We start from the raw sequence: 25,089 nt of genomic DNA on the forward strand, positions 1-25,089 counted from the left end.
ATGTGATGCCAGCCACTCATACTAAAGATGAACTGCATAGGTTTCTCAAACCGGGAATGAAACTTTCTACTAATTTCGAATTTGGGCCTAAGGATCAATATACGTATTCCACCACCTATCTGGGGATGAAAGAAAATGCTTATTTGATTCTTGATATACCAATGCGTTTGCTTGAAGAGCAAGTGATGAGAAAACTCCCCAACTCCGATGTCATCGTGCGTGGTGTATCAGATACGGAGTTAGGCCATGTCATTGCGTTTAAGTCCAGCGTGCTGACGACGACCGTTCGACCATCTCCCCTTTTGTTTATCCGCATTCCAGGAACATTTGCAACCAAACCAGTTCGGGAACATGAGCGTTACAAGTTGCAAATGGACTGTAACGTTATTCATGCAGGGAATGTCTACTACGGTAGCCTTATCGATTTCTCTCTAGCAGGTGTTGGTATATCAACCTTGATTGAGCCCGAATTCAACGTGGGTGAGAGTGTTACCATCGAATGCCCGTTAAGCCACTATATCGGAGAAGAAAATCGATGTGTCATTGCCAACATTAAGAAATTGGTGAAGGGATGGGTAGTTGGAATTAAGTTTGCCAGTCCCATTGAGATGACTCACGAACTAAAAACAGAGTTACTGGAGCAATCCTTTCTAACCAGTAACGTCTGAACTTACTGCTCGCTAAAGCGCGTCGCCTCAAAGCTGTTGAGTATTCTGTGAACCGTATAGGTCACAAGCAGCGTCGCAACAATAGCAAACAAAATACTGCTCACGCGATACAGCGCACTGAACATTAAGTCACCATCCGGAGTAAGATATTGGCCGAACAAAATGCCTAATGTGGTTAAACCGCCAAATCCGGCTCCCGAACCGCTAGACTCTTTCACGTGCATATAACTGAACATCATAGCCCCAATCCAAAGCAATGGGACGATAAACAATAAGGTATCCGACCAATCGTATAATACAAGTTGTCCGACAATACCAAAGGTCACCCCCATCAAGGTCCCCATTGCTCTTTTTCGCGCATACCCTAAAGCACCGTTCCAATGCATAGGAAACAATAAAAGTAAGGTTGTCGCCTGAGCAGACATAGAGTCACTGAGGTCAAATAGCTGGAATACAAGGAAAGACATTGTAGCGATACTCGCCCCCATAAGGGCTTCATGACGCATGCGATGACTCTGTTTAGGCTGCGACGGTTTCGCTGGTGGCTGACGAGGTTCCGCATCGGGAATCAAAAATGTCACCACATAAGCAACGATCACTGAAATAACATTCGCTTGCAGATTGCTAAAGATTAGGTCATTTAAGTCAGTGGTTGGATAACTCGCAAAGTGCAGCATGATGCTTAAGCTCAGTACGCTGTTCGCTCCAAATAAGAATAAGCTCCCTTTTGACATACAGGCGAATTTATACAGGAACAACCCGAATGCAATGATTGTCATCATGCCTGGGTGCCCACCAAATAACCCACCAAGCACACCAACTTCTAATCCACACACAACCGCTGAAAAAATCAGTTGTCGTGCGGCATGTAGACTCATGACTGGCACCATTCCAAGTAACAGCATCGGGGTTACAGTAAAGAATACGCCATAGTTCCAACCAAATACTTTACATAAAGTGAAACCAATGGTCGCACCAGTTGCAATGCGCAAACACTGACGGAAGTCGTTTTCCGACATGGGGTGGTCCCATAACTTCATATCGCCTCCTCGTTAATAAATATAATGAAGAAGACTCAAGAATTGGATCTGGCACCTCGCTAACCAACCAGATAATGAGTTTTCTGGCAACAACTGCACGGTTGCTCGTGCCCCTGCTGGAAATGCGCGCTGCTGAGGTTCATCGATAGCTAAATGTAAACGTAAGCGCTGCGCGTCTCTCACCCAACGGTTTGAGTCAGTTGGTGTTGCTAAGCGACCGTCCGCATCGAATTGACCCGAGCTGACCCCGGCATCCACACTCGTAATACGAGCTTCAAATACATCACCAGGTAAGCTATCAAAAGCCACTAACGCACGGCTGTTCTGATTAAAGTGTCGTAAACTCTTTTCACGAAAGTCGGCAATGATATCCACGTCATCGGAGACTAAAGCGACAAGAGGTGTACCAGCTGCCGCATAGGCCCCCGTCTCCAGCTGCAAGTTAGCGACAACGCCATCATGTTCCGCCGAGACTTGAGTGTAAGACAGATTAAGTTCCGCTTGTTTTAGCTGGTTTTGCGCCACGCGGATATTCACATTCGTTGCGCCTAAATCACCGCGGTTTACTTCCAACTCTTTTAAACGAGCACGTGCGGCCAGTAAGTTCGCTTTAGCTGCCGTTGCACTGCTCTGTGCGTCATCGCGCTGCTGTTGCGAAGTACCATTACGGTGAAACAGAGTATTAAGACGTTTTGCTTCGCGAACTTTTTGTTCCGCCACGATTTTGCTCGCTTCAACGTCTGCTTTTGCCGCAGCAATAGAAGCATCAAGTTGTTCGTTGTTTTGAATCACACGCTCGAGGTTAAGCTGAGCCTTTTCTACGGCGAGCTGATAAGGCTGGGGATCAATCTGAAATAGTAGATCGCCTTGGCTTATTTCTTGGTTGTTGGCAACATAAAGATGCGTAATCTGCCCACTCACACGGGGGGCCACTTTAGTTACCACACGCGTTGCCATTGCCTGAGGCGTCAACGGCATAGCGAGATCTGCAACTAGAAAATAGGCAAAGACAAGGACAAACGCGACGCAAGAATATTTGATCCAACGTGCGAATTTTTGATCTGGAGTCATAGGCGTTTACTTCTCTTTTTATTCGGTTTTCTGACTTATTCGCTAAGTGAATCAAGCGCATTGTGAGCAATCTGATCAAGAATCAATGAAAGCTGCTGAAGTTCCTGGTCGTTGATGTCCGTTAGGAGCTTGCTTCGAACTTGAAGAATCCGAGCCTCCATTTGCTTTAGTAGGGTTTTCCCCTCTTCTGTGAGGCTAACAATACGTGCTCGCTTATCGTGTTCACAGCAATGGCGAGTGATCAGAGATTGCTCTTCTAATAATTTTAATGTTCGCATCAACGACGCTAACTCGATCTCAAGCGCTTCAGCCAAATGCTTCTGACTGATGTTGTCACCCATTCGATAAAGCTTCCATAACGCAGTCCAACGCGGATACGTCAGGTTTAAAGGCTCTAACTCGCGATCTGCAACCATTTTCCACAAACGAGCAACACGAGATAATTTTTCAGCCAGAGAAAGGTCTCGCAAACTGTTGATGTCTTGAATCATAAGATCTACTCAATTACTTAGCGTGCTAAGCAATATAAAATAGTTAGCACGCTAAGTAAATATCTTTTTGTGATTGAAATCACGCTGGGTGTGTCAGTGAAGGGGCAGAAATCTAAGTAACACAACACTATGTTTGAATTTGAAATGCAGCGATGTACACAACAAACGTCGAGACCAATAAAGTCTGATTTGTATAAGAGTAAAAGGGTCAGATACAAAAAAGCACAACCCACAGTCATGGTGTTGTGCTTTTCAGATAATGAATAATTGGGTTATCCCGTAGTGAGCCAATTATTCATGTTCGCTCGACTAAGAACCGCTGCTTAAAATCCACAAATGCTTCATGGAGCGCATTTTCTTTAATCGGCTTGAGAAGCACGTAATTCGCACCCGATTCCATAAAGGCGTCACTGGTTTCTTTCGCGGTGTCAGCAGTACACGCATAAATTGGCGTGCCTAGTTTTAGCTTTTGTCGGATCTCTTTGGTCGTTTCAATTCCACCAAGATGCGGGAGTTGGTTGTCCATCAGTATCAAATCGTAAGTATGATCTTTTAAGAATTCCATTGCTTCTAACCCATCTTTCGCCCAATCAACCTGCATTTTGTACTTGTTACAAAACGCTTTTAGAATGAATGCGTTAGTATGGTTATCCTCTACCAACAATACTTTGAGACTCTCTGCAAATAGTTCACCTGGCTTAACTCGCAAACTCGAATCAAGAGGGGTGAGTACTCGCTCACGATCTTTCACTGGCATTGTAATGACAAAAGTCGTTCCTAAGCCTTTCTGACTGCGGACTTGAACATCACCTTCCAGCATGTCGACAAGGCTCTTCACAATGGTCAGCCCTAAGCCACTGCCACCGTATTCTCGAGTCGTTGTTGCTTCTTCTTGAACAAAAGGTTCGAACATTTGGTCGAGTTTGTCAGACTCGATGCCGATACCTGTATCCGTAATTTCCACGACCAGCACGCTATTGTCAGCGCCATAGAACTGCTCAAGTTCAGCATGCAAGCGCACGCTACCCGAGGGCGTAAACTTTACTGAGTTACTGACTAGGTTGAATAAAATTTGGTTCAGACGAACTTGGTCAGTAAAAATTTCAACATTGGGATCTATTTTGTTTTCAATGACAAGGTTGACGCCTTTACTTTCACAAATAGGACGATAAATGTTTTCTAACGTTCGAATTGTATCAGTGAAAGAAAACGGGTGCTTTTGGATATTAAACTTACCCTGCTCAATCTTCGAAAAGTCTAAAATATCATTCAAAACAGCAAGTAAGTGCTCACCACTATGCCGAAGTACGTCAATTTGGTTATTCTGCTCTTCTGTTTCCACAGAGTCTTTTAGCAATTGAGCAACCCCTAAAATTCCATTGATTGGCGTTCTGATCTCATGGCTCATTTTAGCCAGAAAGTCGGCACGGGCTTGAGCAGATTTTTCTGCTTCTTTGCGCGCCAAGTTACTCTGTTTTTCCGCCTCAATAAGCGTGGTTATATCCTGACCTTGAACAATAATACCGCTAATATCTCCATCAACTCGAATCGGCGATAAGTTCCAGCGATATACTTTGTCTCCAATTGGCACATTAACGCCTGTCAACGTAGCTCCCTGAGCCGCCATGCGAAGGTGTGGCATCAACTTTTCTTTGAAACCTTTGAACACTGGGTGCATGGTTTCAACATCGTTTTCCATGACTAACTCTTTGCGTGCTGCCGGATTGATTTGGACAAGTACACCCGATTCAGACCACACCATAATAGGTGATAACGCAAAGTTAAACAGGTCGCGGAAAGAGCGCTTTTGTGCTTCAAGCTCTTCAAAAGTGTTTTCTAGTGTCGAACCAATATGATCGAATTCCTCAATATCTGACCCCTCAAAACGCTCAAATCCTTTTTCTTCACGAGCCGAGCGGGTATATGCCATCAGGGATCCTAACTCTTCAACTACTCGATTCTCGATCCATTCTTTAGTCATTAGCGCAATCATGACCATACCGATAACTGAGGCTAGCATTGCTAGCAGGTGTTGGATTTGCAATGTCACCACGCTCTGATTGTCTTGCACAGTAAGCAAGCACAAGTCAGTCTCGGCGGCATTTACCTCAATAGGGGTTTTGATGATCAATAATTGGTCAAGCTTGTGCTGGGACTCTCGTCGTTTGAGTACGTCAAATATTTGATAAGCCTCATCTCCTACTAATGAGCTTGCCAATGGTGTGTTGTTAGCGACCAACACAACATTGTCGACGTTGCCTTCATTTTTTAACCTTTCCATCAACCCAAAGTTATTATCTAAAACAACAACATTGTAAGAGTACCCCATCACTTCACCGGTTTTAGGTTGTAAAACGGGTACGCGACGAAGTAACAGATGGCGAGTTCCCATCGGGGTCTGTGAGGGTAGATAATACCAGTTGTTGCTAAAGGTCACCTGACTGGCAAGTCGGCTAAGTATCAGGTTGTTGATGCCATAGAAATGCGCGTTGCCATCGTCCCAAATAATACCTTGATGATCGGTTAGGAAACGAAACTCCGGTGTATGGGAAGGATCACTCTGGTCAATACTCATGAAAAAGTAATTGAGTGCCTCTTCATCACGTTCTGTATAAAAATCCAATACAACATCACTTTTCGAATTGCTGTTGTGATGAATCTGAATCGCTGCAAAATGGCTATCAAAAATGTTCAGGATCAGGGCAGAGGTCTGCTGCTTGGTTCGGTCGACTTCCTGCCAAATAATCTGCTTCGAGAAGTAATAACTCTGAACAAAGATGCCTAGAATGATCGGAGCAAGTACGAGAATAATTATTTTGGTAATAAGCGTCGACAGTGAGCGACGCTTTCTTGTTTTTGATGTAGTTGTCATCAATTATCTGAGTATCTAAATGCACGTTTTCTTAATGCTTCAATTCTTTCTGGAGAGTCCGATTTGGTAACGACTTCAAAATCACCAGAGTAAACGGTGGGAACTGGCTTTCCTTCTAAATCCCACTTAATGGCCTCAGCCATTGCAATACCTGTATCATCGTTCATACGCATAACGGTAACGTCTAACTCCCCTTTAGAAAGCGCCTCTAACTCTGCTGAACCGCCGCCCCAACCATTGATCATTACATCGTCACGACCTAACTCTTTAAGAGCGTCAACAGCACCTAATGCTACATCGGTAGAACACGCGTAAATGAAATCAACGTCCGGATACTTCTCCAAACTGGCTTTTGCAGCTTCATACCCAGATTGCTTTGTTGCTTTGGTGTAGTAAGCAGATTGTAGTTCAAACTGGTTATCGCGGTTCACTTGGTTGATAAAAGTGTTGCCTCTGATGTCACTAATGTAGCCCTCCGAGAAATAGAGAACACTATAGTGGCTATGTTTAGGGAAACGCTTGCCAAACTCAACGGCCAATTCACGACTTCCTTCTGCGTGGTCGAAACCAACATAAAGAAACGGCTGATGATGTTCCCAATCCCTAACAGGTGTGGTGATATTTTGTAAAATTAACTTGGTTTTCTTTGAATCTAAGACATGCTCAACAAACTTACGATGTCTTGTGGTATCTAGAGTAAAGATCAAGTAATCGGAGTTGCTTTTCAGCGCCTCCATTAAAGACAAACTTTGCTGCTTTATATCTGCATTAGGACGAGTAAACACTTGATTTAGTTGATAGTCGATATCAAGCTTATCTAGGCGTTTTTCAAACGCATCGATGTTTCGAATCCAATAATCAGAGATCTGCTGCCCTGGATAAACAACAGAAATTTTCAGTGGACGCTTTTTGTCTTTTGCTACGGGTACAGGGGTTTCTCTTACCACTTCAGCCAACGCACTAGTTAGCTGCTTCTGTTGTGGAAACTGGTCTAAAAACTCTTGATATGCCCAATACCCATTAAGAACTTGGGTGGCCTGCACATTCGGCGCAAAAGCGGCCATTGAAATCAGGGAGAATACTAACGCTTTTTTCATCTACTGCTCTTTTAGCTTTTTTATGAGCCTAATTCAGCTCTATTCATTACCTAGCCGAGTCATCCTATACTCTTGTAATCTACCTTCCTCTTAGTGCCTGTTTCAATAGTAAATTGGTTCTTGGTCTGAGTGGATGCAAATAAAGTACATTGAGTCGCTTCCTTTGTCTCGATAACGTAGAGACATTTCGCGCTTTTCATATTCAGGACCTTTAAACAGAACACCAGCCCATTATGCGTCAGTTTATTCCTACATGGTACTCCAAAAACAAAAAGAAACCGCCAATGTGACATAGGCGGTTTCCGTGTATCTTTGCGTAGCAAGGGCTTATCAGAGTGCCACTATCTCTAACATCATTTGTTGATGTTCGTCGACGACAATATTTGCTTTTGACATAACGAGCAGCTCTTTTTTCGCTTTAGTTAGTTGCTTAATATAGTACTCTGCTCGCATGGCAAGCGTCTTTGAGTCAAAATCCGATGACCATTCCAATACCAAAGGGCCTTTTCCCTTCAAAGCTTTCGCTCCTTTTCCGGTTTGGTGCTGATTGAATCTTCGTTCAACATCATTGGTAACACCACAATACAACGCGTTGCGGTTATTTCGTATCAGATAGACACTCCAACGCTGCGTTGTATTTTCCATCATGAAAGCAGTGACTCAACCTTAGCTTTTAATTCATCCAGCTCTTCTTTCAGCTGAGCGACTTCGAGCTCTAGCTGACTTACTCGATCGGAGCTCGAGCTTGCAGCAGACACAGGCGCTGCAAGTTCGGACGCATCAACATCACCACAGAACAAATGCATATAACGCGACTCCCGCTTACCAGCCTCACGTGGTAATTTGACCACTAATGGTCCTTTCTCTTCGCTTGCTAAATGCTCAAGGACCGTTTCCACTTCTTTTACATCATGAAATGTCGCGAGACGATTAGTACGAGTACGAATTTCCCCAGGTGTTTGAGCACCGCGCAAAAGCATACAGCATACAATGCCCTTCTCCTGCTCTGTCAGCTTTAAATCACCAAATTCCGTATTACAGAAACGGTGTTGATACTTGCTGACGCGGCTGTTGAACGCACTTTCGTCACTGACGAGCCTGCGCTCAATAAGAGCATCAACGGCATCGAGTACGTCTGACTCAGAGAGTGACATCACGGGATCACGGTTGCTTTTTTGATTACACGCGTTGGTTAATGCGTTCAGGCTGAGGGGGTAAAGATCTGGGGTAGTGACTTCTTTTTCGATCAAGCAACCAATAACTCGTGCTTCAATTGCCGTTAGCTCAACTTTCATAATGCATTTCCTTATTATTTTTGCATTTGACTTTGTACCTAAATCGCTTCGAAATCATACGCCATAAATTCACACAGCAGTGCAAGAAGCGTTAGCGGTTCAGGTGTTGGTGTCAGGCTAAAGCATAGCGTAAGACCTGACACCCCTTACGAATAGGGTCAGGTATCAATGCTCCGAGAGAATCGGCACTCTCGTCAAATTGCCATCTTGGTCGACCATCATTATTTTTGAACGATTAAGCTCAACTTCGATTATTTCGAGTTGCTCGCGAGCGTTGATATACGCCGTTTTTAACTTTTCAGCCACAGAGCGAGTGACTTGCTCATTATCTTGACTATTTACTTGCTCCGCAGTGTTACCAGAGTCCATATCAAGTTCATCATTTTGCATTCAATGGTGTTGATAATATAGTGAAGGCCACGTTATGACAATGAATCGATGGATTCTACGATGTTGGCCAAAACTCGAATAAAGCAGCACGATTATATGGACACAGAGCAATTGGTTGAGAAATGTTCAACTCTGCATTGCTATTGATCTAAAGACTGTTATGCCACTGGATGTTGTGCTTTAATCGAGGAAGATATTCATAAAATTAGGAAAGAGAACTATGAGTAGCGTATTTGAAATCGTTAACCAAGCTCGTCGTAAAAACAAACTAAAACGTGAGCTTCTTGATAACGAGAAGAAAGTTCGTGATAACCGTAAACGTGTTGATCTTCTAGAAAACCTTCTAGACTACATCAAACCAGAAATGACTCACGATGAAATCGTCGCAATCATCAAAAATATGAAAGCAGACTATGAAGATCGTGTTGATGACCACATCATTAAAAGCGCTGAGATCTCTAAAGCACGTCGTGACATCAGCCGTCGCATTCGTGAGCTGACTGAAGAAGACAAGCAAACTAGCGGCAAAAAATAAACGCGTAAGCTAGATTTTCGAACCCCGAGCAAGAATATCTTCCTCGGGGTTTATTTTTGTCTCTAAACTAACCGCCGTGTACAATCAATCTAACTCTTATTCCTAACGCATTCAGCTTTCTATGTCTTCAACTACGACAAGTACACAACCAACGCTTGCAAAACAATTATTTACGATGACCTGGCCAATGCTATTTGGCGTTCTGTCTTTAATGAGCTTTCAGCTTGTGGATAGTGCGTTTATCGGTCAGCTCGGCGTTTTACCGTTAGCCGCTCAAGGTTTCACTCTGCCTTTGCAAATGGTCATTATCGGTATTCAAGTCGGTCTAGGGATCGCAACGACAGCGGTCATTTCTAAAGCTCTTGGGGCGAATGAAAGTCGGTATGCCAAACAACTTGGCGGATTGGTATTGATGATCGGCTCAATTGGTGTCGCTATTTTTGGCGGGCTAATTTGGCTTTTGCGCTACCCCATTTTAGCTCTATTAAGCGCTCCAGAATCTGTTATGCCGATAATCGACAGTTACTGGCCTTGGTGGTTATTAAGCTCATGGACTGGTGCGGTTTTGTATTTTTATTACAGTATCTGCCGAGCTAATGGCAATACAATGTTACCTGGCACAATGATGATGATAACCAGCGGCGTGAACCTTGTGCTCGACCCGCTATTTATTTTCACGTTTGACTTGGGTATTAACGGAGCGGCAATAGCAACCATCGTCGCTTTTGGGTTTGGTATTTTAGTCGTCGCTCCTCGCGTGAAAAAGAATCACTGGGCAACGACACAATGGCAAGATCTTAACGTAGCCAAAAGTGTTGCATCTATCGGTAACATTATGGGCCCTGCGATGATTAGCCAACTGCTGCCACCGTTGTCTTCCATGCTAGCAACAAAATTATTGGCAAGCTTTGGAACCGCAGCAGTCGCCGCTTGGGCGCTTGGTTCACGCTATGAGTTCTTTGCTATCGTTTCGGTCTTGGCGCTGACAATGTCTATGCCTCCAATGGTTGGACGCTTACTTGGAGCAAAGAACTATGAAGATATCCAAAGGCTCGTCAGTATTGCCGTAAAATTCATTCTAGGTTTCCAACTTTTGATTGCTGCCATTACATTTGCCGTCGCAAACCCACTCGCATTATTGATGACAAGTGATGTGCAAGTGGAGCAAGTCTTGGAAATGCATTTACTGATAGTGCCGATCAGTTTGGGTTCATTAGGGGTTTGTATGCTAATGGTTTCTCTTTGTAATGCATTAGGCAAATCTTACACCGCGCTCACCATTTCAGCGCTGCGCTTGTTTGTCTTTTTCCTACCGTGCTTGTGGGTTGGCGCTCAAATGGATGGAATCCGAGGTTTACTCTTAGGCGCTTGTATCGGCAACCTGTTAGCTGGTGTTTCCGCATACCTAACCTATCGCCAAACCATACGCAAACTCGCAGGCGCTCAAGCCAACGCACAACAATGAATAATCAGAACTAAGCCCCTGAAGTGGGGCTTTATCGTTTTGACGCCTTGTCTAAGTTGAAATGTTAGCTAGGCGAGTTTTAATTCACTAAAGAGCTCAAATAACTGGTTCGATTTATACGGCTTAGGTAAATAAGCATCCATGCCTGCCGCAAAACAGTTGTGGATGTCTTCTTCCAAAACACTCGCAGTGAGTGCGATAATCATTGTTTTTTCACGTCCTGCTTTCTTTTCCCAACGACGAATTTCTTTCGTCGCGGTCAGTCCATCCATCACGGGCATCATGCAGTCCATTAAAATTGCATCGAATTCTTCTCCCTTTGTGATGGCTTCTAACGCTTCTTGACCGTTGCTTGTTATCAAATAGTCATAACCTGCTTTATCCAGAAAAAAACTCGCTATTTTCTGGTTCATCAAATTATCCTCCGCAATTAAGATCCTCCGATGAGAGCGCGACGCTCGATATTCAGAGCTGACAACATTACTGGTGACATTGTCACTTGATATAGTCTTTTCAACCTTAGCTAAATCATCAATGACATGCTTAAATCGATTGCCAAGGAAAGGTAATGTGAGTACGGCATGTACTTTTTCTGCATTTTCGTAGGGAGTGGATAAATGATGCTGGCAAATAATCACACGGCGAAGATCGTAATTAAATGATAGATTATCCAAGATTTCATCGGTATTAGCGTCGTTACTGTGGCACAGAAATATGACATCAAAGTCATCATTTATCGCTTGCACTTCATTCACATTATTAACACCAAAGAGATTGATTTTCGCTAAGCGACACTCTTTTAATACTTGGTCGGCGTAGTCGTAATTTGAGCAGATCAAAAGCCCTTTATTAATCACCTCCGAACGCCAGCCAAACACCGGAATTGCTTCAACCTCAATCGAGAATTCAAAGCATGTGCCCACTCCTTTTGTAGATGTTGCTACGAGCTTGCCCCCCATCATCGACACAAGCTGACAACAAATTGCCAAACCCAACCCTGTACCGCCAAATTGCCTCGACACTCCTTCATCTTCCTGAGTAAAGGGTTCAAAAATCGTGGTTAACTTATCTTGATCAATGCCTATTCCGGTATCTTCTACTTTAAACGTCAGCACTCCACGTTCTTTCTCAAGTAACTCCTCATAACTAACATCAACGCATACATGCCCACTTTCGGTAAACTTAACCGCATTCGATACCAGATTCGTAACTACCTGTTTGACACGATGATCATCGACCATCACGCGAATGGGGATATTTTCAGCTAAATTAATACCTAACTTTAGCTGTTTAGATGTTGCTTTGGATTGGAATAAAATCATCGACTGATACACGACTTCTCGGATATCCGCTTCTACTAGTGACAGCTCCAATCGTCCAGACTCGATTTTAGAGAGATCCAATATATCGTTAAGTAAAGTAAGCAGTGTTTGAGATGAGGAGTCAATGTCATCAACAACTTCTTGTTGATGCGAAGACAACTCACTTTGAGAGAGTATTTCTGTCATGCCCATGATCCCGTTAAGGGGCGTGCGTATTTCATGTGACATGTTGGCAAGAAACACAGATTTTGCACGATTAGCCGATACTGCTGACTCTTTTGCATGCAGTATTTCTTCAGTTTGTCTCTGCATTTCTTCAACCACTCGATTCACTTGCTGAGCAAAAATGGTCAGTTCATCACTTCCATCAACTTTGACTTTTGTTTGCTTCTCTTCGGAGTTGATCAACGCGTTTAAAGTATGAATGATCGCATCGAGTTTGCTGTTAACTCGGAACCAAGTACTAAATCCGAGCCAACAAAGCAGGATAACCACTAAGGCAACGCCAAAACTGATCATCGCTATATTGGCCTTTTGTTCATGAACCTGCGTGAGAAGCGACTGCTCAGTTTGTTTGGTGAACCCATCAATGAGCACTTGTAAGCGCTGCACACGAAAATCGAGTTCTTTTAAATACGCGGCGTAGTCACTTTGTGACATGTCTCCTGAGATTAATTGTCCGCGAGACGCCAAGTTTCTCTGATATCTCGGCGAAGTAAACAAGCCAAGCAATTTATCCACTTGCTCGTATGACCCACCTAAGTTTAAAAACGCATCCAAATTTTGCTGCTGTCGGTCTATCGCCTGATAAAACATACTTTGACTTAGCCGACTCTTAGGGTCTTGGACTAAACGGTTCGTCAGCCAAGCTTCTTTCTGTGTCCAAAAAGAGAGCTGAGCAAGGTAGGCAATAAAATTTTGCATGCGAATGCCATCGTCACTGCCATACCATTGATGATTTTGCAACAAAGAGCGCGACATATTTTGGAGCTGTTGAAATGCCCAATCACCCAGGTCGTCCATCTCACTCAATCTACCTGACAATACCCCCAGCATGGCTTCTTTCAGTTCATCAGCATACTCAGCAGTATTAGGGTTACTCACAAACTTTTGATGCAAAGAAGAAATAACTTCACCTTGTTCTTCAATATTAATGGCTGCAGAGACTTGAAGATCAGGCTGTCGGCGTACTTTCTCTATGGAGTAAATAAAGTGGGAGGCCTTGGATATCAATTGGAAACCTTGAATATTGCTAACCGTTTGATTGAGACGGCTCACGCGCAACGCATTATCAGAAAACTGCTGAACTGCAAATACCACTATTACCACAGCGGGTAATAGTGCGAGGAGTGCTAAGCGTGTTTTTATTGATAATCTCAACATCCATCAGCCTAATGGTTGATTTCATCCGTTTATTTAATATTAGACTAGTTTCCTACATTGAAAGGCATATACGACATTGTTACTTTCAAACAACATTCACCTACCCAGAATATGGTTATTGTGAGTATTTTATCATCGGCTAATGCAGTAGAAATTGTGATTTAAGTCATATTTTTTAATCTTAAAGTTGGATGCAAACAATAAAGTTTCACTCACAACTAAGAGTCGCATCACTTTTCAGGAAATCATCTATTGTATGTTTACCTATTGAGTTGCCTTATCGAGTCAAATCACACAAAAATGCAAAATATCCATTTTTGTCAACAAAACTAATTTGAAAGCAAACGTTATCATCGCAAAAAAAGTAAGTTACTTTCTAAATGTCAATACGTGAAAACCACTGCTTTAGTCACATTAATCCACCACTAACGTCCCCTTAAGTAGTGTTTTACACTGGATTTAATTTTCCTAGCAGAATAAGGACTCCGACCTTAGAATCCGCACACATAACTATTACAACCCGATTACATAACCCACCACACTCTTGCACGCTGCCGAAGAGGCAACAGCAGAGAGTATGGTTAGCCCCCAAACGTGAAAGGTTTAATACAACAATGAGTCCAGAGAAATATCTCCAAGACTGGCAAACTAGCCAAACGATTGCTGAATCTATTTCCCCTCTAATTGGTAAGCTATATCGTCAAAAAGGAATCGAAGTGGTTCTGTTTGGTAAAACGCTTATTAATGCTACTACTATAGACATTCTCAAAACTCATCGCGTTGCAAGACGTTATACCGGTAACCCACTTTCGCTTGAGCACACGATGCCTATTATTCAAGCGCTTTGTGAAATGAGCATTTCTTCATGCCGTGTCGATGTTGGCCAATTGGCAACTATGTACTGGAATGAACATGACGATACAAGCTCTCTAAACGATTTCCTTATCACTGCACTTGATGGTGCTCGCGACGCAGATTCTTCATTGAAAGCGCGTGATGTGGTTCTTTACGGGTTCGGTCGCATTGGTCGACTACTTACTCGCCTTCTCATTGAGAAAAGTGGTCCAGGTTACCCACTAAGACTACGTGCGATTGTGGTTCGTGGCGGTAAAAAAGGCGATTTGGAGAAGCGTGCTAGCTTGTTGCGTCGTGACTCAGTTCACGGTCAGTTCAACGGTAGTATTGTTATCGATGAAGAGCGTAAAGCACTGATCGTTAACGGCAACTACATCCAAATTATCTACGCAAATAACCCAAGCGAAGTAGACTATTCAGCTTTCGGTATCAATAACGCGCTAGTTGTTGATAACACAGGTGTTTGGCGTGATTCTGAGGGTCTGAGCCAGCACTTAGCGTGTCAAGGCGCAGAGAAAGTACTGCTAACAGCACCAGGTAAAGGTGACATCAAAAACGTTGTATTCGGTGTAAATGAGTCGGTAATTCAAGAAGATGACACCATCATCTCCGCGGCAAGCTGTACAACAAATGCAATCACGCCAGTCCTTAAGGCTCTGAACGATAAATATGGTGTTCTTTCTGGCCATATTGAAACCGTGCACTCATACACAAACGACCAAAATTTGATCGACAACTTCCACTCTGGTGATCGTCGCGGACGTAGTGCTTCACTAAACATGGTTCTGACTTCAACAGGTGCGGCAAAAGCAGTTGCTAAAGCATTGCCAGAGCTTGCAGGCAAGCTAACAGGCAACGCGATTCGCGTACCGACACCAAACGTTTCTATGGCAGTCGCTAATCTAAACTTAGGTGAAGACGTAGACCGTGATTCACTGAACGATTACTTGCGTGAAATGGCGTTGAACTCTGAGCTTTCGGCACAGATTGACTACACCGATTCAACAGAAATTGTATCAACTGACTTAGTTGGCTCTCGCCATGCAGGCGTCGTAGATGGTCAAGCGACTATCGCACAAGACAAGCGTTGTGTACTTTACATCTGGTACGACAACGAATTCGGTTACAGCTGCCAAGTTGTGCACTGTATGGAACAAATGATGGGTGTTCGTTACCAAACATTCCCTCGATAGGTGAACTTTGCTCCACAACGTTAACCACATAGCGTAGCGGACAATATCTCATATTTGTTCTAAATAATAAGCGCCATGCGCATTACTAATATTTTTCCCCGTTTATACGCCTGATCACCCTCAGGCGTTTTTTCGTTTCATTCATTTGACACTCTCCGGACAAAGTGAACGTCAGCATTCATGTTTTGTTCATGTTCACAGCATTAATCTGAGCACATAAATTACAGAGAGGTCATGATTATGAATCGGATTATTGTAACTGCACTAGCACTGATTACCGGCTTTTTTACGTTAGTATTTAGCTTGATCATTGCGATTCCGTTGACCATCGCAGCATTAATTACCGGTAAACGTATTGAAAAGCGCGTCAAGAAAATGCAGAGAGAAATGCACGAAGAGTATGAGTTTAATACAGGTAAAGCAGATGCGATTGAAGGTGAATTTGAAGAGGTTCGCCGGTAAGTAAATAAGATTTAGATGAGTTTCTCTCCCCCGACCGCTCCTGAGAAACTTCTTGCTTTCACCCTGTCCTTAAAATGGCAGGGTGCTTTTTTGAAAAGCACAATATTGAATAAGCACCTAGCGGTTTATTGCTTTATCTTTTTGTTGTAGGAGGCTGTGTAACCAGCCTCCCATAAATCACCATCGACACCAGAGTATGGGTTGGATTCTTTCGGAGCGCCGCTTAGGCAAGCATCTTTGCCTTCCTTCTTAATTTCATCGATGTGATTTAAAACAAAGTCAAAGTGTTTAGGATCAGCCTTTTGTAGTAACCCGTACAAAAGGCCAAAGCCAAGCATCGTAAATACAAACAGTTCAAAAAACACCCAAATGCTCTTTGTTGAAAAGAATATCCAGGCAACGCTGCAAACACTGGTCAAAATTACTACTAGAGCTAAATCTACTATTCTTTGCATATTGCTCTCACCTTCTAAACGGTCATGAAGTCTCTACCCCTTTCATAGGGTAAGTAAGAGGAAAGTCCGTTTTTATCCAATAAAGCACTCTCGACTTAATATGCGACACTGTTAGTATTAACGTTAAGTGGCTATCGTTCTCATTATAACAATGCGTTGGAAAGTAGCTTTCACAGCAAATGAGAATATGAACCAAAGTAACACTATTGATAATATTAATTTTAGCAACATTTAGCGTCAGAATTACGTAAATTGAGTAAGGGTTACTGAGAGTAGACAAAAAAGCAGCCACACGGGCTGCTTTTAGTATTTCTGTCTTGCGAGCTTGTCTATACCGTTACGACCACTCTAAGAGCCAGCAGCATGAGTACTACCCCTGACAAACGATCAATCAACACTGCCTTAGAGCGAATTCTGTCAACGACTTTAGAGCTCGATAGCACTAGGGTAATAAAGGTGTACCAAAGCCCATCCACAACAAACGGCGTGGCAACAATGATCATCTGATTACTCAAATCATTACCGAGCGCGACAAACTGACTGAATAATGCGATAAAAAACAAAGCAATTTTGGGACTTAAAATCGAGATAAAAAAGCCTTCTCGCGCAGACTGGATTACCGTTGTTTCCTCACCTGACTCCAACTTCGCAGCCACACCACCTTTTGAACGCAAAGCATTAAACCCTAAATACGCAAGATATGCCGCACCCACAAGGCTAATCGTCTTGAACAGCATCGGGCTTTGCTGCAAAACAACAGCGAGCCCAATCAAGGTAATAAACGCATATATACCAATGCCAAACGCATGAGCCCAAGCCGTAGCTAATCCATTGATACGTCCACCAGCCAACGAGTGCTTAGCGACAATAGCTAAGCTGGGACCTGGTGACATAGCCCCTAATAAACACACGGTAAAAAGTGATAACCAAACTGTTAGTGTCATAAGAATCTCCCCTCTTTGAAGCTCACTCTATCAACGGAAGAGGTATAATTAGAAATCAAAGTTATTCATACTAATCATGATTTCAAGTCATAGCTAAACGGTGTACGTATTAGCGAATGGAATATTCAGAGATTTGCATTACTGAGCGAATCTCTTCTCGCACCCATTTATGCGCAGGATCCGTGTCGTATTTGGGGTGCCACATTAACCAATATTGATGAATAGGTGTTTCGAGTGGTAATGCTTTATGGGTTAAGTCCCAATGTTTAGCGAGGTTAACGGCAATATGTTCAGGAGCCACCATCAGGTGCTCACTTGCAGCTAAGCGATTGATCGCAGAAGAGAAAAATGGAACCTTAAAGGTAACGTGGCGGGTGTGCCCTAGCTCTTTCAATGCTAAATCAGTGTAGGAATCTTTGTCTCCGCCGCCAGTCACTTTGATGTGTGAATATGAAATCAAGTCTTCAACACTGATCTGGTCCTGCTTTGCTAACGGATGAGAAGATTTCATCAAACAAACTGATGAATCCTCACCAATTTTAACGCTCGACACACTCTGTGGTTTTTCTGGATACATAGAAGACGCGATATGGATGCCCGTCTCATGAAGTTTATCAAGAAAGTTGGGTTGCCACAGTCGGTACGCCATATCTAGCTGTGGCGCTTGTTCACCCAAGTGAGAGGCAATATCGGGCAATACGTATTGCGCCACGTAGTCACTAGAAGCAATAACAAGCTCACCTTGCCACTGCCGCGGCTCAAAAGGTTGGTCATCGAGTAAATGGTCAAACTCAGCCAGTAATGCATCAAGCTTTGATTTTAACGCTATTGCTCGTGGCGTTGGTATCAGTTGATTACCTTGACGAATAAGCAGTGGGTCACCACACAGATCGCGCAATTGTGCAAGCTGTCGACTGACGGCAGACTGCGTAATGTGCAAACGGTCTGCGGTCCGGCTGACATGACACTCCTCTAAAAGTACATGCAAGGATCTAAGTAGATTCAAATTAATGTTGTTTAACATATTCGCTCAGAAGGGTTTTCAACATGGCATCCATTCATGGTCACTTCACAAACAGGTTCCCAGTCGTGTTAAAGAATTCAGCTAAGACGGTATGAGTCATCAGGTTTCGAAGCTCTGGATATCGTTGAATTTGATCTCTGATTTCGTTCAAGCGAGCCATCGTAGGCACTTCGACAAAAACCATCATGTCCGTCTCACCGCTGATCGCATGACACCATTTTACGCCATCAATTTTGTACAACTCGTCCGCGTATGATTCGCAATAATACGTAGAGGTTGATTTATCGAACTTTAAGGCAAAATAGGCGCAAATCGAATCCCCACCCGAAGGCGCAATTTCAGCGTGATACCCTAGAATCACTTTGTCATGCTCTAGCTTACGAATACGGGCCGTTACCGCAGAACGAGAAAGGTTTACTTTATCCGCAATTTCAGTCACCGACAGCCGAGCGTTGTGCCTGAGCAGATCCACAATCTTATGATCAAACTTGTCCATACCGTTACCAAGCTTTCCTAATTTTTCTCATTCTATACCGATTCTAACTGCATAAGAAACCAACATTTTGTTGGAATTATTTAAAACAACCGTCATATTGACGGTTTAGTAAATCATTTTGTTATTAACATTTTGGATATGCTATTTGGCGGGCATGAGATGAGTGCTGTTATCCATTTCAACAGAAAATAGATAACACATTGAAATCAAATTCCCACCTTAAGTACTCAGCACATAAATAGCATCGCTTAAACACATAAAACGAAATAACCAGAAGCCACAAGCTTTTTCGCAATAACCCTCATAACATTGGATGAATCAATTCGCATGGAAGAGCTCAAAAAAGACATTTCACTCACATCAGGTATCGCACAGTTATCCACCACATTAATGGGAACGGGGCTGTTTATGATCCCGGCTATCGCAGCAGGTATAGCTGGCCATTTTTCACTATGGGCTTGGATTTTATTGTTCATCGCGATTTGTCCTATTGCGCTGACTTTTGCTCAACTGGGTAAACGATACCCCAACGCGGGCGGAACAGCCTTTTTTGTACGCAAAGCCTTTAACGCCAAACTGGAAAGTAGTGTCGCTTGGCTATTTGTTAGTGTCATTCCGGTAGGGGTTCCGGCCGCGATTGCACTCGCCGCAGGCTTCCTACAACAAATATTGCCAGAGCCTATTAGCAACAATCTGTTTGCACAAGTTCTCACGGTAGTACTTCTTGTGTTCGTCAACTTGATGGGCACAAAATCATCAGGTCATTTACAAACTCTTATTGCTTTGAGTGTCTTCGCACTTGTTGGCGCATTTTTATGGAAAGGCGACGTTAACAGCGCCGATCTTGTGATGCCCGCCATCACACAAGAGTCAATTTGGCCTATTACCGCAGCGTTAGGCGTGATGTTCTGGTGTTTTGTTGGCATAGAGGCTTTTGCCCATATGGGGGAAGAGTTCAAAAACCCTCAAAGAGATTTCCCTATTGCCATTGTGGTCGGTTGTTTTGTAGCAGGGGCTACCTATTGGGCATGCTCTGTCGTTATTTTAAAATTTGGCGCGTATGGTAACGCTCAATTTGATAACGCATCCATCCCCTGGCTTAGTGCCCAACTACTAGGCGATGGAGCCAAATGGATAATCAGCTTGATAGGTTTCTCCGCTTGTTTCGCGAGCGTTAACTTATACACACAGAGCCTAGCGCGAATGGTCTGGGCTCAAGCTCGTGAACATCGTCCTTCTAGTCCACTAGCCAAGATTTCACGTCGTGGTGTCCCTTTCTCAGCCACCATATTAGTTGGCGGCATATTATTGATATCTTGTGTGATAGGAACCCTATCACAGCTCGATCTGGAGTTTTTCCTAAAACTCGCAAACAGTGTATTCGTTCTGGTTTACATGTTGGCGATGTTAGCCGCTTTCAAATTGCTTCGAGGATTTGGTAAAACACTTGCGGGACTGTCCCTACTGCTTTGTACCGGTGTTTTTATATGTTTAGGCTGGTCAATGTTTTATGCACTTGGCATTTTTACTCTACTTTTACTGCCTTGGAAACAGTGGCGACATAAGCGACAAACACGTGTAGCTGAATAGTCATCGCTTCCCATTTCGAAATATGTGAGCTAAACGTTGGATACCAGCGTCTATGTTCTCTAACGCGATATTGCCGTAACCAAGCACGGCACCATGCCAGTGACGTGCTTGAAAATCTGGGTGTTCATAATAGCTCAAAGGTCGCAAGATGATCCCTTCATGCTCTGCTAGTTTCGTAAAACGCTGCTCATCCATACCATCTTGCCATTTCAACGTAATATGAAGCCCCGCCGCTTGGCTAACGACGCAAACACGGTCGCCAAAATGCTGTTGAATGGATAAATGCATCTGTTCATGCTTAGTTTTGTACAGTCGACGCATTTTTCGAATATGACGTAATAACCCACCTTCAGTAATAAAATCTGCCAATGCTTCTTGTGTATGCGTCGGCGAATCACCACTTAACGCATCTTTAACCACCAAACATTGCTCTACTAAACGTTCAGGAGCTACAAGGTAGCCAAGCCGCAATCCGTTAAACATCACTTTACTGAAGGAACCCACATACAACACACGATCATCTCGACCCATTTGAGCCGCTAGCCCCTGTAAGCTGGTATAGGGACGATGAGCAAACTGGAATTCGCTGTCATAATCGTCTTCGATGATCCAACTTGATTGTTCGACCGCCCAGTTGATGATCTTTCCTCTTTGCTCGGTATTGAGTGTGGTGCCCATCGGATATTGATTACTTGGTGTAATATACAGCGCATCGGCATCGCTTGAGGTCACCGCTTCCACATCAAAACCTAATTTCTCTCTTACGAACAAAGGCTCAAATTGATAGTTTTGGAACTGAATCAACTTCCGCATTTGCGCGTAACCTGGTTGCTCCATCAGAACCTTATCACCTTGTTTGAGCACTACCATCGTCGCAATTGACAACGCTTGCTGCGCCCCAGAAGTAATAATAATGCGCTCTGGGGAACAATTCACTGAACGACTTGATGCGAGGTAGTCAGCTAAAGCACAGCGCAATGCCCAACTACCCTGAATATCTTGATTCCCCAACAAGCAGGGGCGGGACATGTGGCGAGCAACTAGCTTTTGCCACTGTGCCATCGGGAAAGCGTCCAGATCCGGCACACCTGGTGCAAATGCAAGGTTGATATCAAAGTGAGTTTTCGGTGATGAGTCTCTCTGAACTGAATTAGGTTCAGGCAAGTACTGCTCCGGCAGTTCTACGGCAACATAAAAGCCAGAACCTTTTTGGCTGTTCAAGTACCCTTCCGCCACTAACTGTTCGTAGGCAGAAATCACGGTATTCCTACTTAGATTAAGCGCCTGTGAAAGCTTCCGCGTAGAAGGCAACTTCCCATTCTTCACCCACAACCCTTGAACAATCTTCTCGCGGATAGCAAAAAACAACGCTTGCTGACGCGTTCCATCACTGTCTTTTAAATGCAGGTCACCGATATCAATCAAAGACAAACTGGATCCATCCATTAGTTAAAAGTGGCCCTCTTTAAGCTACCAGTTAAACGCTACATTGCAATCAAATAATGAGGATCAATCGCTCGTAATCGTGAGCAAACAAGGAGAGAAAATGCTATCCAACACCAATAGAACGGAAATTAAGAAAGGCGCACATAAAGCAGTCTCTGATGTTAGCAAACTGCACGCCATCATAGATGAAAGCCTAATCGCTCATATTGCGATAACCAACGAGTCAGGCCCTGTGGTCATCCCTATGCTGGCATGGCGTGTGGATGATTACGTGTATATCCATGGTGCCAACAACAGTCGACTGTTACGCTCACTCAAACTAGGAGTGCAAACGTGCTTAACCTTTACTTTGTTTGATGGTTGGGTATTGGCTCGAAGTGCGTTTCACCACAGTGCGCATTATCGCAGTGCAGTGGTCTTTGGCCAGTTTGAGATGGTGGAGGATAACCAAGAGAAAGACAGGTTGTTGAATCACTTTATCGAACAGATCGCTCCAGGGAGAACAAAACAAGTCCGTTTGAGCAATGAAAAAGAGCTCAAAGCCACCATGCTGCTGCGTATCCCACTCACAGAGGCATCTGTGAAAATCAGCAATTTTGGCGTAAACGACGATGCGGAAGACATGTATATTCCTGTTTGGGCAGGTGTCCTACCCTACCGAACCGTCGTAGGTCCGCTGCAAGCTTGTGAAGATTTGTATGAAGGTATCGCTGAACCAGACTACCGCAGTGCCTACTCTAATCGTTGGCAGGAATAAGCACCGTAAAACGTGCACCGCCTAAGTGACTCTCGCCGACGGAAAGCTCCCAACCCAGTTGCCTCGCTGCACTGGTAGCGATGGCAAGCCCTAAACCAAAGCCTTTCATGTCGGCGTTGCGGCTTTTGTCTAAACGCGAAAATGGCATAAATACTTCTTCTCGCATCGCTTCAGGGATGCCCGGGCCATCGTCCTCAATATCGATGCTCCAGCAATCCGCTACCATTCGAATCGTCACCTCAACGCAGGATTCACCGTAACGCTTGGCGTTTTGCAGTAAATTATCGAGGACAAGGTTACCCAAAGTAGGCTGAAAGTGAATCAATTGGTTCGCGAGTTCATTTTCTGCTCTCAACATGGCGGACTCTAAGGCTAGGTAATTCATGCGGCTTTTACACCAAAGAGGCAGTTCCATGGTTTCAACAGAATCGCTCAAAGAATGGTTTTTCACACTCAAGCGAGACAGCATGACAATGTCGGACGTTAAATCCGTCACGACATCAACGTATCGTTCAATATCGTCATGTAACTCTGCCTGCATTTCACCACTCGTGCGTCGAGCTAAATCCGTCGCTAGCTGAATACGACTCAGCGGAGTGCGCACTTCATGAGGAATAGCTTGAGTAAAGATGTGTGTTTGGCGCACTCGTCTCTCAATCTCTTCAGACATGCAGTTGAAGCCTTGGGCGAGCTCTTTCACGGGTTGCGAAAATTGCTTTAGCTCGACTCGCGTATTCAACTCACCAGAACCAAATTGTTGTTGCGCAGCCGTTAGTTGCCGAATTTGGCGGTCAAGACGTCGTACAGGTATGTAAACCATAATGCCTAAACTGCATACAACAACCAAAAGTAGAGTAAGTATAAATACAATCTCAGAATCTTCATTCCAATCAACGTGTGGGCTAAAGAAATCCGTTTTTTCTTTGAAAACTAAACTCTTCGAAGTGTTAGGCAAAGGGAATACCGCAGCATAGGTACTGCCATCAATAAGATAAACAGGTATCCCTTGCATACGGTACAGCAGATTACAATCTCGACAAGGCGGTGATCCGTCCCAGTTTTCAACCAATGTTAAATCAAAGATAAAGAAATCTTGCTTGCCGTTTTCGGTTAACTTCTTGTAGAGAGAATCCGGAGTGCCTCGTTGCTCAATGTATTGATCGACAAAATAAGCACCGTCACTCAAAAAAACACCGACTTCTGTTTTGCGCATGTACTCTTCCCCCATAAAGAGAAACAAAGCAACAGTCAGCGCAAGGCCAGTTACTAACCCCACATATAGACGAGTAAACAGGGAAAACATGCGTCATTTACCTGTCAGCATGTAGCCGTGGTGACGTATGGTTTTAATGGTAGCCGTATGGATATGAGCCTTAGAGAATTTCTTCCTTAGTGAGGATATACGCATATCAATCGAACGATCAGTAATACAGTATTCAATGCCTCGGGCAAGACGGCAACATGATTCACGAGATACTGGCTTATCGACATTCAGCATCAGGAGCTCTAAAATTTCAAACTCAGAACTCGTTAAACCAATATCATTTTGCAAATAAAATGCTTGGGAGCGACGAAGACAAAGACTAATGCCATATCGGCTCAGCTTTTCTTCTTCAACGATATCAACTTGACGACAATAGCGACGCAACGCTGCTTCAATACGGGCGAGAAGGATATTGCCTTTTATCGGTTTGGTAAGGTAATCATCAGCACCAAACTTAAATAAGCTCACCTCGCTCATTTCATCATCGGTCGCAGTCAAAACAATGATAATACCATGATAAAACTTACGCGCCTCTTGGCATATTTCTGCGCCATTTTTTCCTGGTAACATCAAATCTAACAGCACTAGGTCCGGCTTGAGCCCCTTAATCGTTTCTAATGCATTTTGACCGTTATCGATGACAGTTACCGTATATCCTTCGGCTTCGAGGTACATTTTGGTTAATCGAGCAATCTCTGAGTCGTCTTCTACCAGTAAGATTGTATTACCCACCATGAATCATATACTCCACCAATATGATGGAGGGAGTATATCGCTCGTCCTATACTGCGCAACCTACTTAAATGATAATTTTAATAAAACGCAGGCTTACATACGCTTACAAACCATACATATACGATAATCCTAATCATTCTATACCCCTAAAGCCATGCAATAACCTGAGGTTTTATTCATTATCAGAATATAGCTTCACATAGAAAATAAAATTCGGAATAAAAATCCACTATATTTTT

At 43.6% G+C, this 25,089-nt stretch carries 23 protein-coding genes; 7 read left to right on the plus strand and 16 right to left on the minus strand.

Going from position 1 to position 25,089, the window contains the following annotated elements:
* The first annotated feature begins 5 nt into the window (after nt 1-5).
* On the plus strand, nt 6-668 hold the full coding sequence (locus J8Z23_RS19070) for a flagellar brake protein (protein WP_225496406.1): 663 nt from the start codon (nt 6-8) through the stop codon (nt 666-668).
* Nucleotides 669-670: 2 nt separating this feature from the next.
* Here the strand turns inward: J8Z23_RS19070 and J8Z23_RS19075 are convergent, their stop codons facing one another.
* The 8 genes from J8Z23_RS19075 to J8Z23_RS19110 form a co-directional block, all read right to left on the minus strand.
* Complete coding sequence (locus J8Z23_RS19075; protein ID WP_017635179.1) at nt 671-1,708, minus strand: DUF2955 domain-containing protein; 1,038 nt, start codon at nt 1,706-1,708, stop codon at nt 671-673.
* Between the two features lie 12 nt (nt 1,709-1,720).
* Nucleotides 1,721-2,779 carry an HlyD family secretion protein gene (locus J8Z23_RS19080; protein WP_017635178.1) on the minus strand — a complete coding sequence of 353 codons (1,059 nt, stop codon included), beginning with the start codon at nt 2,777-2,779 and terminating at the stop codon, nt 1,721-1,723.
* A 35-nt stretch (nt 2,780-2,814) separates the two neighbouring features.
* Nucleotides 2,815-3,270, minus strand: coding sequence for a transcriptional regulator SlyA (slyA, locus tag J8Z23_RS19085; protein WP_005373589.1), 456 nt, complete (start codon nt 3,268-3,270; stop codon nt 2,815-2,817).
* Between the two features lie 295 nt (nt 3,271-3,565).
* Nucleotides 3,566-6,142, minus strand: a complete 2,577-nt coding sequence (luxQ, locus tag J8Z23_RS19090) for a quorum-sensing autoinducer 2 sensor kinase/phosphatase LuxQ (protein WP_017635176.1) — start codon at nt 6,140-6,142, stop codon at nt 3,566-3,568.
* The gene (locus J8Z23_RS19095) at nt 6,142-7,239 is read right to left on the minus strand and encodes an autoinducer 2-binding periplasmic protein LuxP (protein ID WP_005385634.1); all 1,098 of its coding nucleotides are present in this window, start codon (nt 7,237-7,239) and stop codon (nt 6,142-6,144) included. The genes luxQ and J8Z23_RS19095 overlap by 1 nt, the downstream gene beginning before the upstream one ends.
* A gap of 330 nt (nt 7,240-7,569) precedes the next feature.
* A complete protein-coding gene (locus J8Z23_RS19100; protein ID WP_005373593.1) occupies nt 7,570-7,887 on the minus strand; it encodes a GIY-YIG nuclease family protein in 318 nt (105 codons plus the stop codon).
* The gene (locus J8Z23_RS19105; RefSeq protein ID WP_005373594.1) at nt 7,884-8,534 is read right to left on the minus strand and encodes a YceH family protein; all 651 of its coding nucleotides are present in this window, start codon (nt 8,532-8,534) and stop codon (nt 7,884-7,886) included. The genes J8Z23_RS19100 and J8Z23_RS19105 overlap by 4 nt, the downstream gene beginning before the upstream one ends.
* A gap of 165 nt (nt 8,535-8,699) precedes the next feature.
* Nucleotides 8,700-8,924, minus strand: a complete 225-nt coding sequence (locus J8Z23_RS19110) for a hypothetical protein (RefSeq protein ID WP_005385630.1) — start codon at nt 8,922-8,924, stop codon at nt 8,700-8,702.
* Nucleotides 8,925-9,144: 220 nt separating this feature from the next.
* Here J8Z23_RS19110 and J8Z23_RS19115 point away from each other — a divergent pair, with 220 nt between their 5' ends.
* Nucleotides 9,145-9,459 carry a DUF496 family protein gene (locus tag J8Z23_RS19115; RefSeq protein ID WP_005373603.1) on the plus strand — a complete coding sequence of 105 codons (315 nt, stop codon included), beginning with the start codon at nt 9,145-9,147 and terminating at the stop codon, nt 9,457-9,459.
* Nucleotides 9,460-9,580: 121 nt separating this feature from the next.
* A complete protein-coding gene (locus tag J8Z23_RS19120) occupies nt 9,581-10,924 on the plus strand; it encodes an MATE family efflux transporter (RefSeq protein ID WP_025767935.1) in 1,344 nt (447 codons plus the stop codon).
* 68 nt (nt 10,925-10,992) lie between these two features.
* Here J8Z23_RS19120 and J8Z23_RS19125 read toward each other — a convergent pair whose 3' ends face one another.
* On the minus strand, nt 10,993-13,629 hold the full coding sequence (locus tag J8Z23_RS19125) for a hybrid sensor histidine kinase/response regulator (protein ID WP_225496408.1): 2,637 nt from the start codon (nt 13,627-13,629) through the stop codon (nt 10,993-10,995).
* A gap of 614 nt (nt 13,630-14,243) precedes the next feature.
* On the opposite strand from J8Z23_RS19125, the gene J8Z23_RS19130 reads away from it, so the two are divergent.
* Nucleotides 14,244-15,677, plus strand: a complete 1,434-nt coding sequence (locus tag J8Z23_RS19130) for a glyceraldehyde-3-phosphate dehydrogenase (protein ID WP_017635170.1) — start codon at nt 14,244-14,246, stop codon at nt 15,675-15,677.
* Nucleotides 15,678-15,917: 240 nt separating this feature from the next.
* Complete coding sequence (locus J8Z23_RS19135; protein WP_005373607.1) at nt 15,918-16,139, plus strand: hypothetical protein; 222 nt, start codon at nt 15,918-15,920, stop codon at nt 16,137-16,139.
* Nucleotides 16,140-16,264: 125 nt separating this feature from the next.
* Here J8Z23_RS19135 and J8Z23_RS19140 read toward each other — a convergent pair whose 3' ends face one another.
* The 4 genes from J8Z23_RS19140 to J8Z23_RS19155 all read right to left on the minus strand — a co-directional run bounded on the left by J8Z23_RS19140 (nt 16,265) and on the right by J8Z23_RS19155 (nt 19,058).
* The gene (locus J8Z23_RS19140) at nt 16,265-16,594 is read right to left on the minus strand and encodes a hypothetical protein (protein WP_169628906.1); all 330 of its coding nucleotides are present in this window, start codon (nt 16,592-16,594) and stop codon (nt 16,265-16,267) included.
* Nucleotides 16,595-16,923: 329 nt separating this feature from the next.
* Nucleotides 16,924-17,538, minus strand: a complete 615-nt coding sequence (locus J8Z23_RS19145; RefSeq protein WP_005373611.1) for a LysE family translocator — start codon at nt 17,536-17,538, stop codon at nt 16,924-16,926.
* 109 nt (nt 17,539-17,647) lie between these two features.
* Entirely contained in the window at nt 17,648-18,562 is a 915-nt protein-coding gene (locus tag J8Z23_RS19150; RefSeq protein ID WP_213867608.1) for a LysR family transcriptional regulator, read from the minus strand.
* Between the two features lie 40 nt (nt 18,563-18,602).
* Nucleotides 18,603-19,058, minus strand: a complete 456-nt coding sequence (locus tag J8Z23_RS19155; protein ID WP_005373615.1) for an Lrp/AsnC family transcriptional regulator — start codon at nt 19,056-19,058, stop codon at nt 18,603-18,605.
* Nucleotides 19,059-19,385: 327 nt separating this feature from the next.
* Here J8Z23_RS19155 and yjeH point away from each other — a divergent pair, with 327 nt between their 5' ends.
* Nucleotides 19,386-20,648: an L-methionine/branched-chain amino acid transporter gene (yjeH, locus tag J8Z23_RS19160; RefSeq protein ID WP_158159479.1), complete on the plus strand. Its 1,263-nt coding sequence runs from the start codon at nt 19,386-19,388 to the stop codon at nt 20,646-20,648.
* On the opposite strand, the gene J8Z23_RS19165 is transcribed toward yjeH, so the two are convergent.
* Nucleotides 20,649-22,094: a PLP-dependent aminotransferase family protein gene (locus J8Z23_RS19165; protein ID WP_434635769.1), complete on the minus strand. Its 1,446-nt coding sequence runs from the start codon at nt 22,092-22,094 to the stop codon at nt 20,649-20,651.
* Nucleotides 22,095-22,194: 100 nt separating this feature from the next.
* On the opposite strand from J8Z23_RS19165, the gene J8Z23_RS19170 reads away from it, so the two are divergent.
* A complete protein-coding gene (locus J8Z23_RS19170; RefSeq protein ID WP_434635770.1) occupies nt 22,195-22,851 on the plus strand; it encodes a pyridoxamine 5'-phosphate oxidase family protein in 657 nt (218 codons plus the stop codon).
* Here J8Z23_RS19170 and J8Z23_RS19175 read toward each other — a convergent pair.
* Nucleotides 22,832-24,154, minus strand: a complete 1,323-nt coding sequence (locus J8Z23_RS19175; protein WP_434635772.1) for an ATP-binding protein — start codon at nt 24,152-24,154, stop codon at nt 22,832-22,834. The two genes, J8Z23_RS19170 and J8Z23_RS19175, sit on opposite strands and share 20 nt — an antisense overlap.
* 3 nt (nt 24,155-24,157) lie before the next feature.
* Nucleotides 24,158-24,850 carry a response regulator transcription factor gene (locus J8Z23_RS19180; protein ID WP_225496410.1) on the minus strand — a complete coding sequence of 231 codons (693 nt, stop codon included), beginning with the start codon at nt 24,848-24,850 and terminating at the stop codon, nt 24,158-24,160.
* Between the last annotated feature and the right edge of the window lie 239 nt (nt 24,851-25,089).

The organism is Vibrio sp. SCSIO 43086 (assembly GCF_051132235.1).
Taxonomy (GTDB): domain Bacteria; phylum Pseudomonadota; class Gammaproteobacteria; order Enterobacterales; family Vibrionaceae; genus Vibrio; species Vibrio diabolicus.

Bases quoted from the DNA above. Each gene is read 5' to 3' on its own strand.
- J8Z23_RS19145 (WP_005373611.1), bottom strand. From the start codon at position 17,538: ATGACACTAACAGTTTGGTTATCACTTTTTACCGTGTGTTTATTAGGG.
- J8Z23_RS19130 (WP_017635170.1), top strand. From the start codon at position 14,244: ATGAGTCCAGAGAAATATCTCCAAGACTGGCAAACTAGCCAAACGATT.
- J8Z23_RS19175 (WP_434635772.1), bottom strand. From the start codon at position 24,154: ATGTTTTCCCTGTTTACTCGTCTATATGTGGGGTTAGTAACTGGCCTT.
- J8Z23_RS19070 (WP_225496406.1), top strand. From the start codon at position 6: ATGCCAGCCACTCATACTAAAGATGAACTGCATAGGTTTCTCAAACCG.
- J8Z23_RS19110 (WP_005385630.1), bottom strand. From the start codon at position 8,924: ATGCAAAATGATGAACTTGATATGGACTCTGGTAACACTGCGGAGCAA.
- J8Z23_RS19170 (WP_434635770.1), top strand. From the start codon at position 22,195: ATGCTATCCAACACCAATAGAACGGAAATTAAGAAAGGCGCACATAAA.
- J8Z23_RS19140 (WP_169628906.1), bottom strand. From the start codon at position 16,594: ATGCAAAGAATAGTAGATTTAGCTCTAGTAGTAATTTTGACCAGTGTT.
- J8Z23_RS19135 (WP_005373607.1), top strand. From the start codon at position 15,918: ATGAATCGGATTATTGTAACTGCACTAGCACTGATTACCGGCTTTTTT.
- J8Z23_RS19125 (WP_225496408.1), bottom strand. From the start codon at position 13,629: ATGTTGAGATTATCAATAAAAACACGCTTAGCACTCCTCGCACTATTA.
- J8Z23_RS19115 (WP_005373603.1), top strand. From the start codon at position 9,145: ATGAGTAGCGTATTTGAAATCGTTAACCAAGCTCGTCGTAAAAACAAA.
- yjeH (WP_158159479.1), top strand. From the start codon at position 19,386: ATGGAAGAGCTCAAAAAAGACATTTCACTCACATCAGGTATCGCACAG.
- J8Z23_RS19180 (WP_225496410.1), bottom strand. From the start codon at position 24,850: ATGGTGGGTAATACAATCTTACTGGTAGAAGACGACTCAGAGATTGCT.
- J8Z23_RS19105 (WP_005373594.1), bottom strand. From the start codon at position 8,534: ATGAAAGTTGAGCTAACGGCAATTGAAGCACGAGTTATTGGTTGCTTG.
- J8Z23_RS19100 (WP_005373593.1), bottom strand. From the start codon at position 7,887: ATGATGGAAAATACAACGCAGCGTTGGAGTGTCTATCTGATACGAAAT.
- J8Z23_RS19075 (WP_017635179.1), bottom strand. From the start codon at position 1,708: ATGAAGTTATGGGACCACCCCATGTCGGAAAACGACTTCCGTCAGTGT.
- J8Z23_RS19120 (WP_025767935.1), top strand. From the start codon at position 9,581: ATGTCTTCAACTACGACAAGTACACAACCAACGCTTGCAAAACAATTA.
- J8Z23_RS19150 (WP_213867608.1), bottom strand. From the start codon at position 18,562: ATGTTAAACAACATTAATTTGAATCTACTTAGATCCTTGCATGTACTT.
- luxQ (WP_017635176.1), bottom strand. From the start codon at position 6,142: ATGACAACTACATCAAAAACAAGAAAGCGTCGCTCACTGTCGACGCTT.
- J8Z23_RS19155 (WP_005373615.1), bottom strand. From the start codon at position 19,058: ATGGACAAGTTTGATCATAAGATTGTGGATCTGCTCAGGCACAACGCT.
- J8Z23_RS19080 (WP_017635178.1), bottom strand. From the start codon at position 2,779: ATGACTCCAGATCAAAAATTCGCACGTTGGATCAAATATTCTTGCGTC.
- J8Z23_RS19165 (WP_434635769.1), bottom strand. From the start codon at position 22,094: ATGGATGGATCCAGTTTGTCTTTGATTGATATCGGTGACCTGCATTTA.
- J8Z23_RS19095 (WP_005385634.1), bottom strand. From the start codon at position 7,239: ATGAAAAAAGCGTTAGTATTCTCCCTGATTTCAATGGCCGCTTTTGCG.
- slyA (WP_005373589.1), bottom strand. From the start codon at position 3,270: ATGATTCAAGACATCAACAGTTTGCGAGACCTTTCTCTGGCTGAAAAA.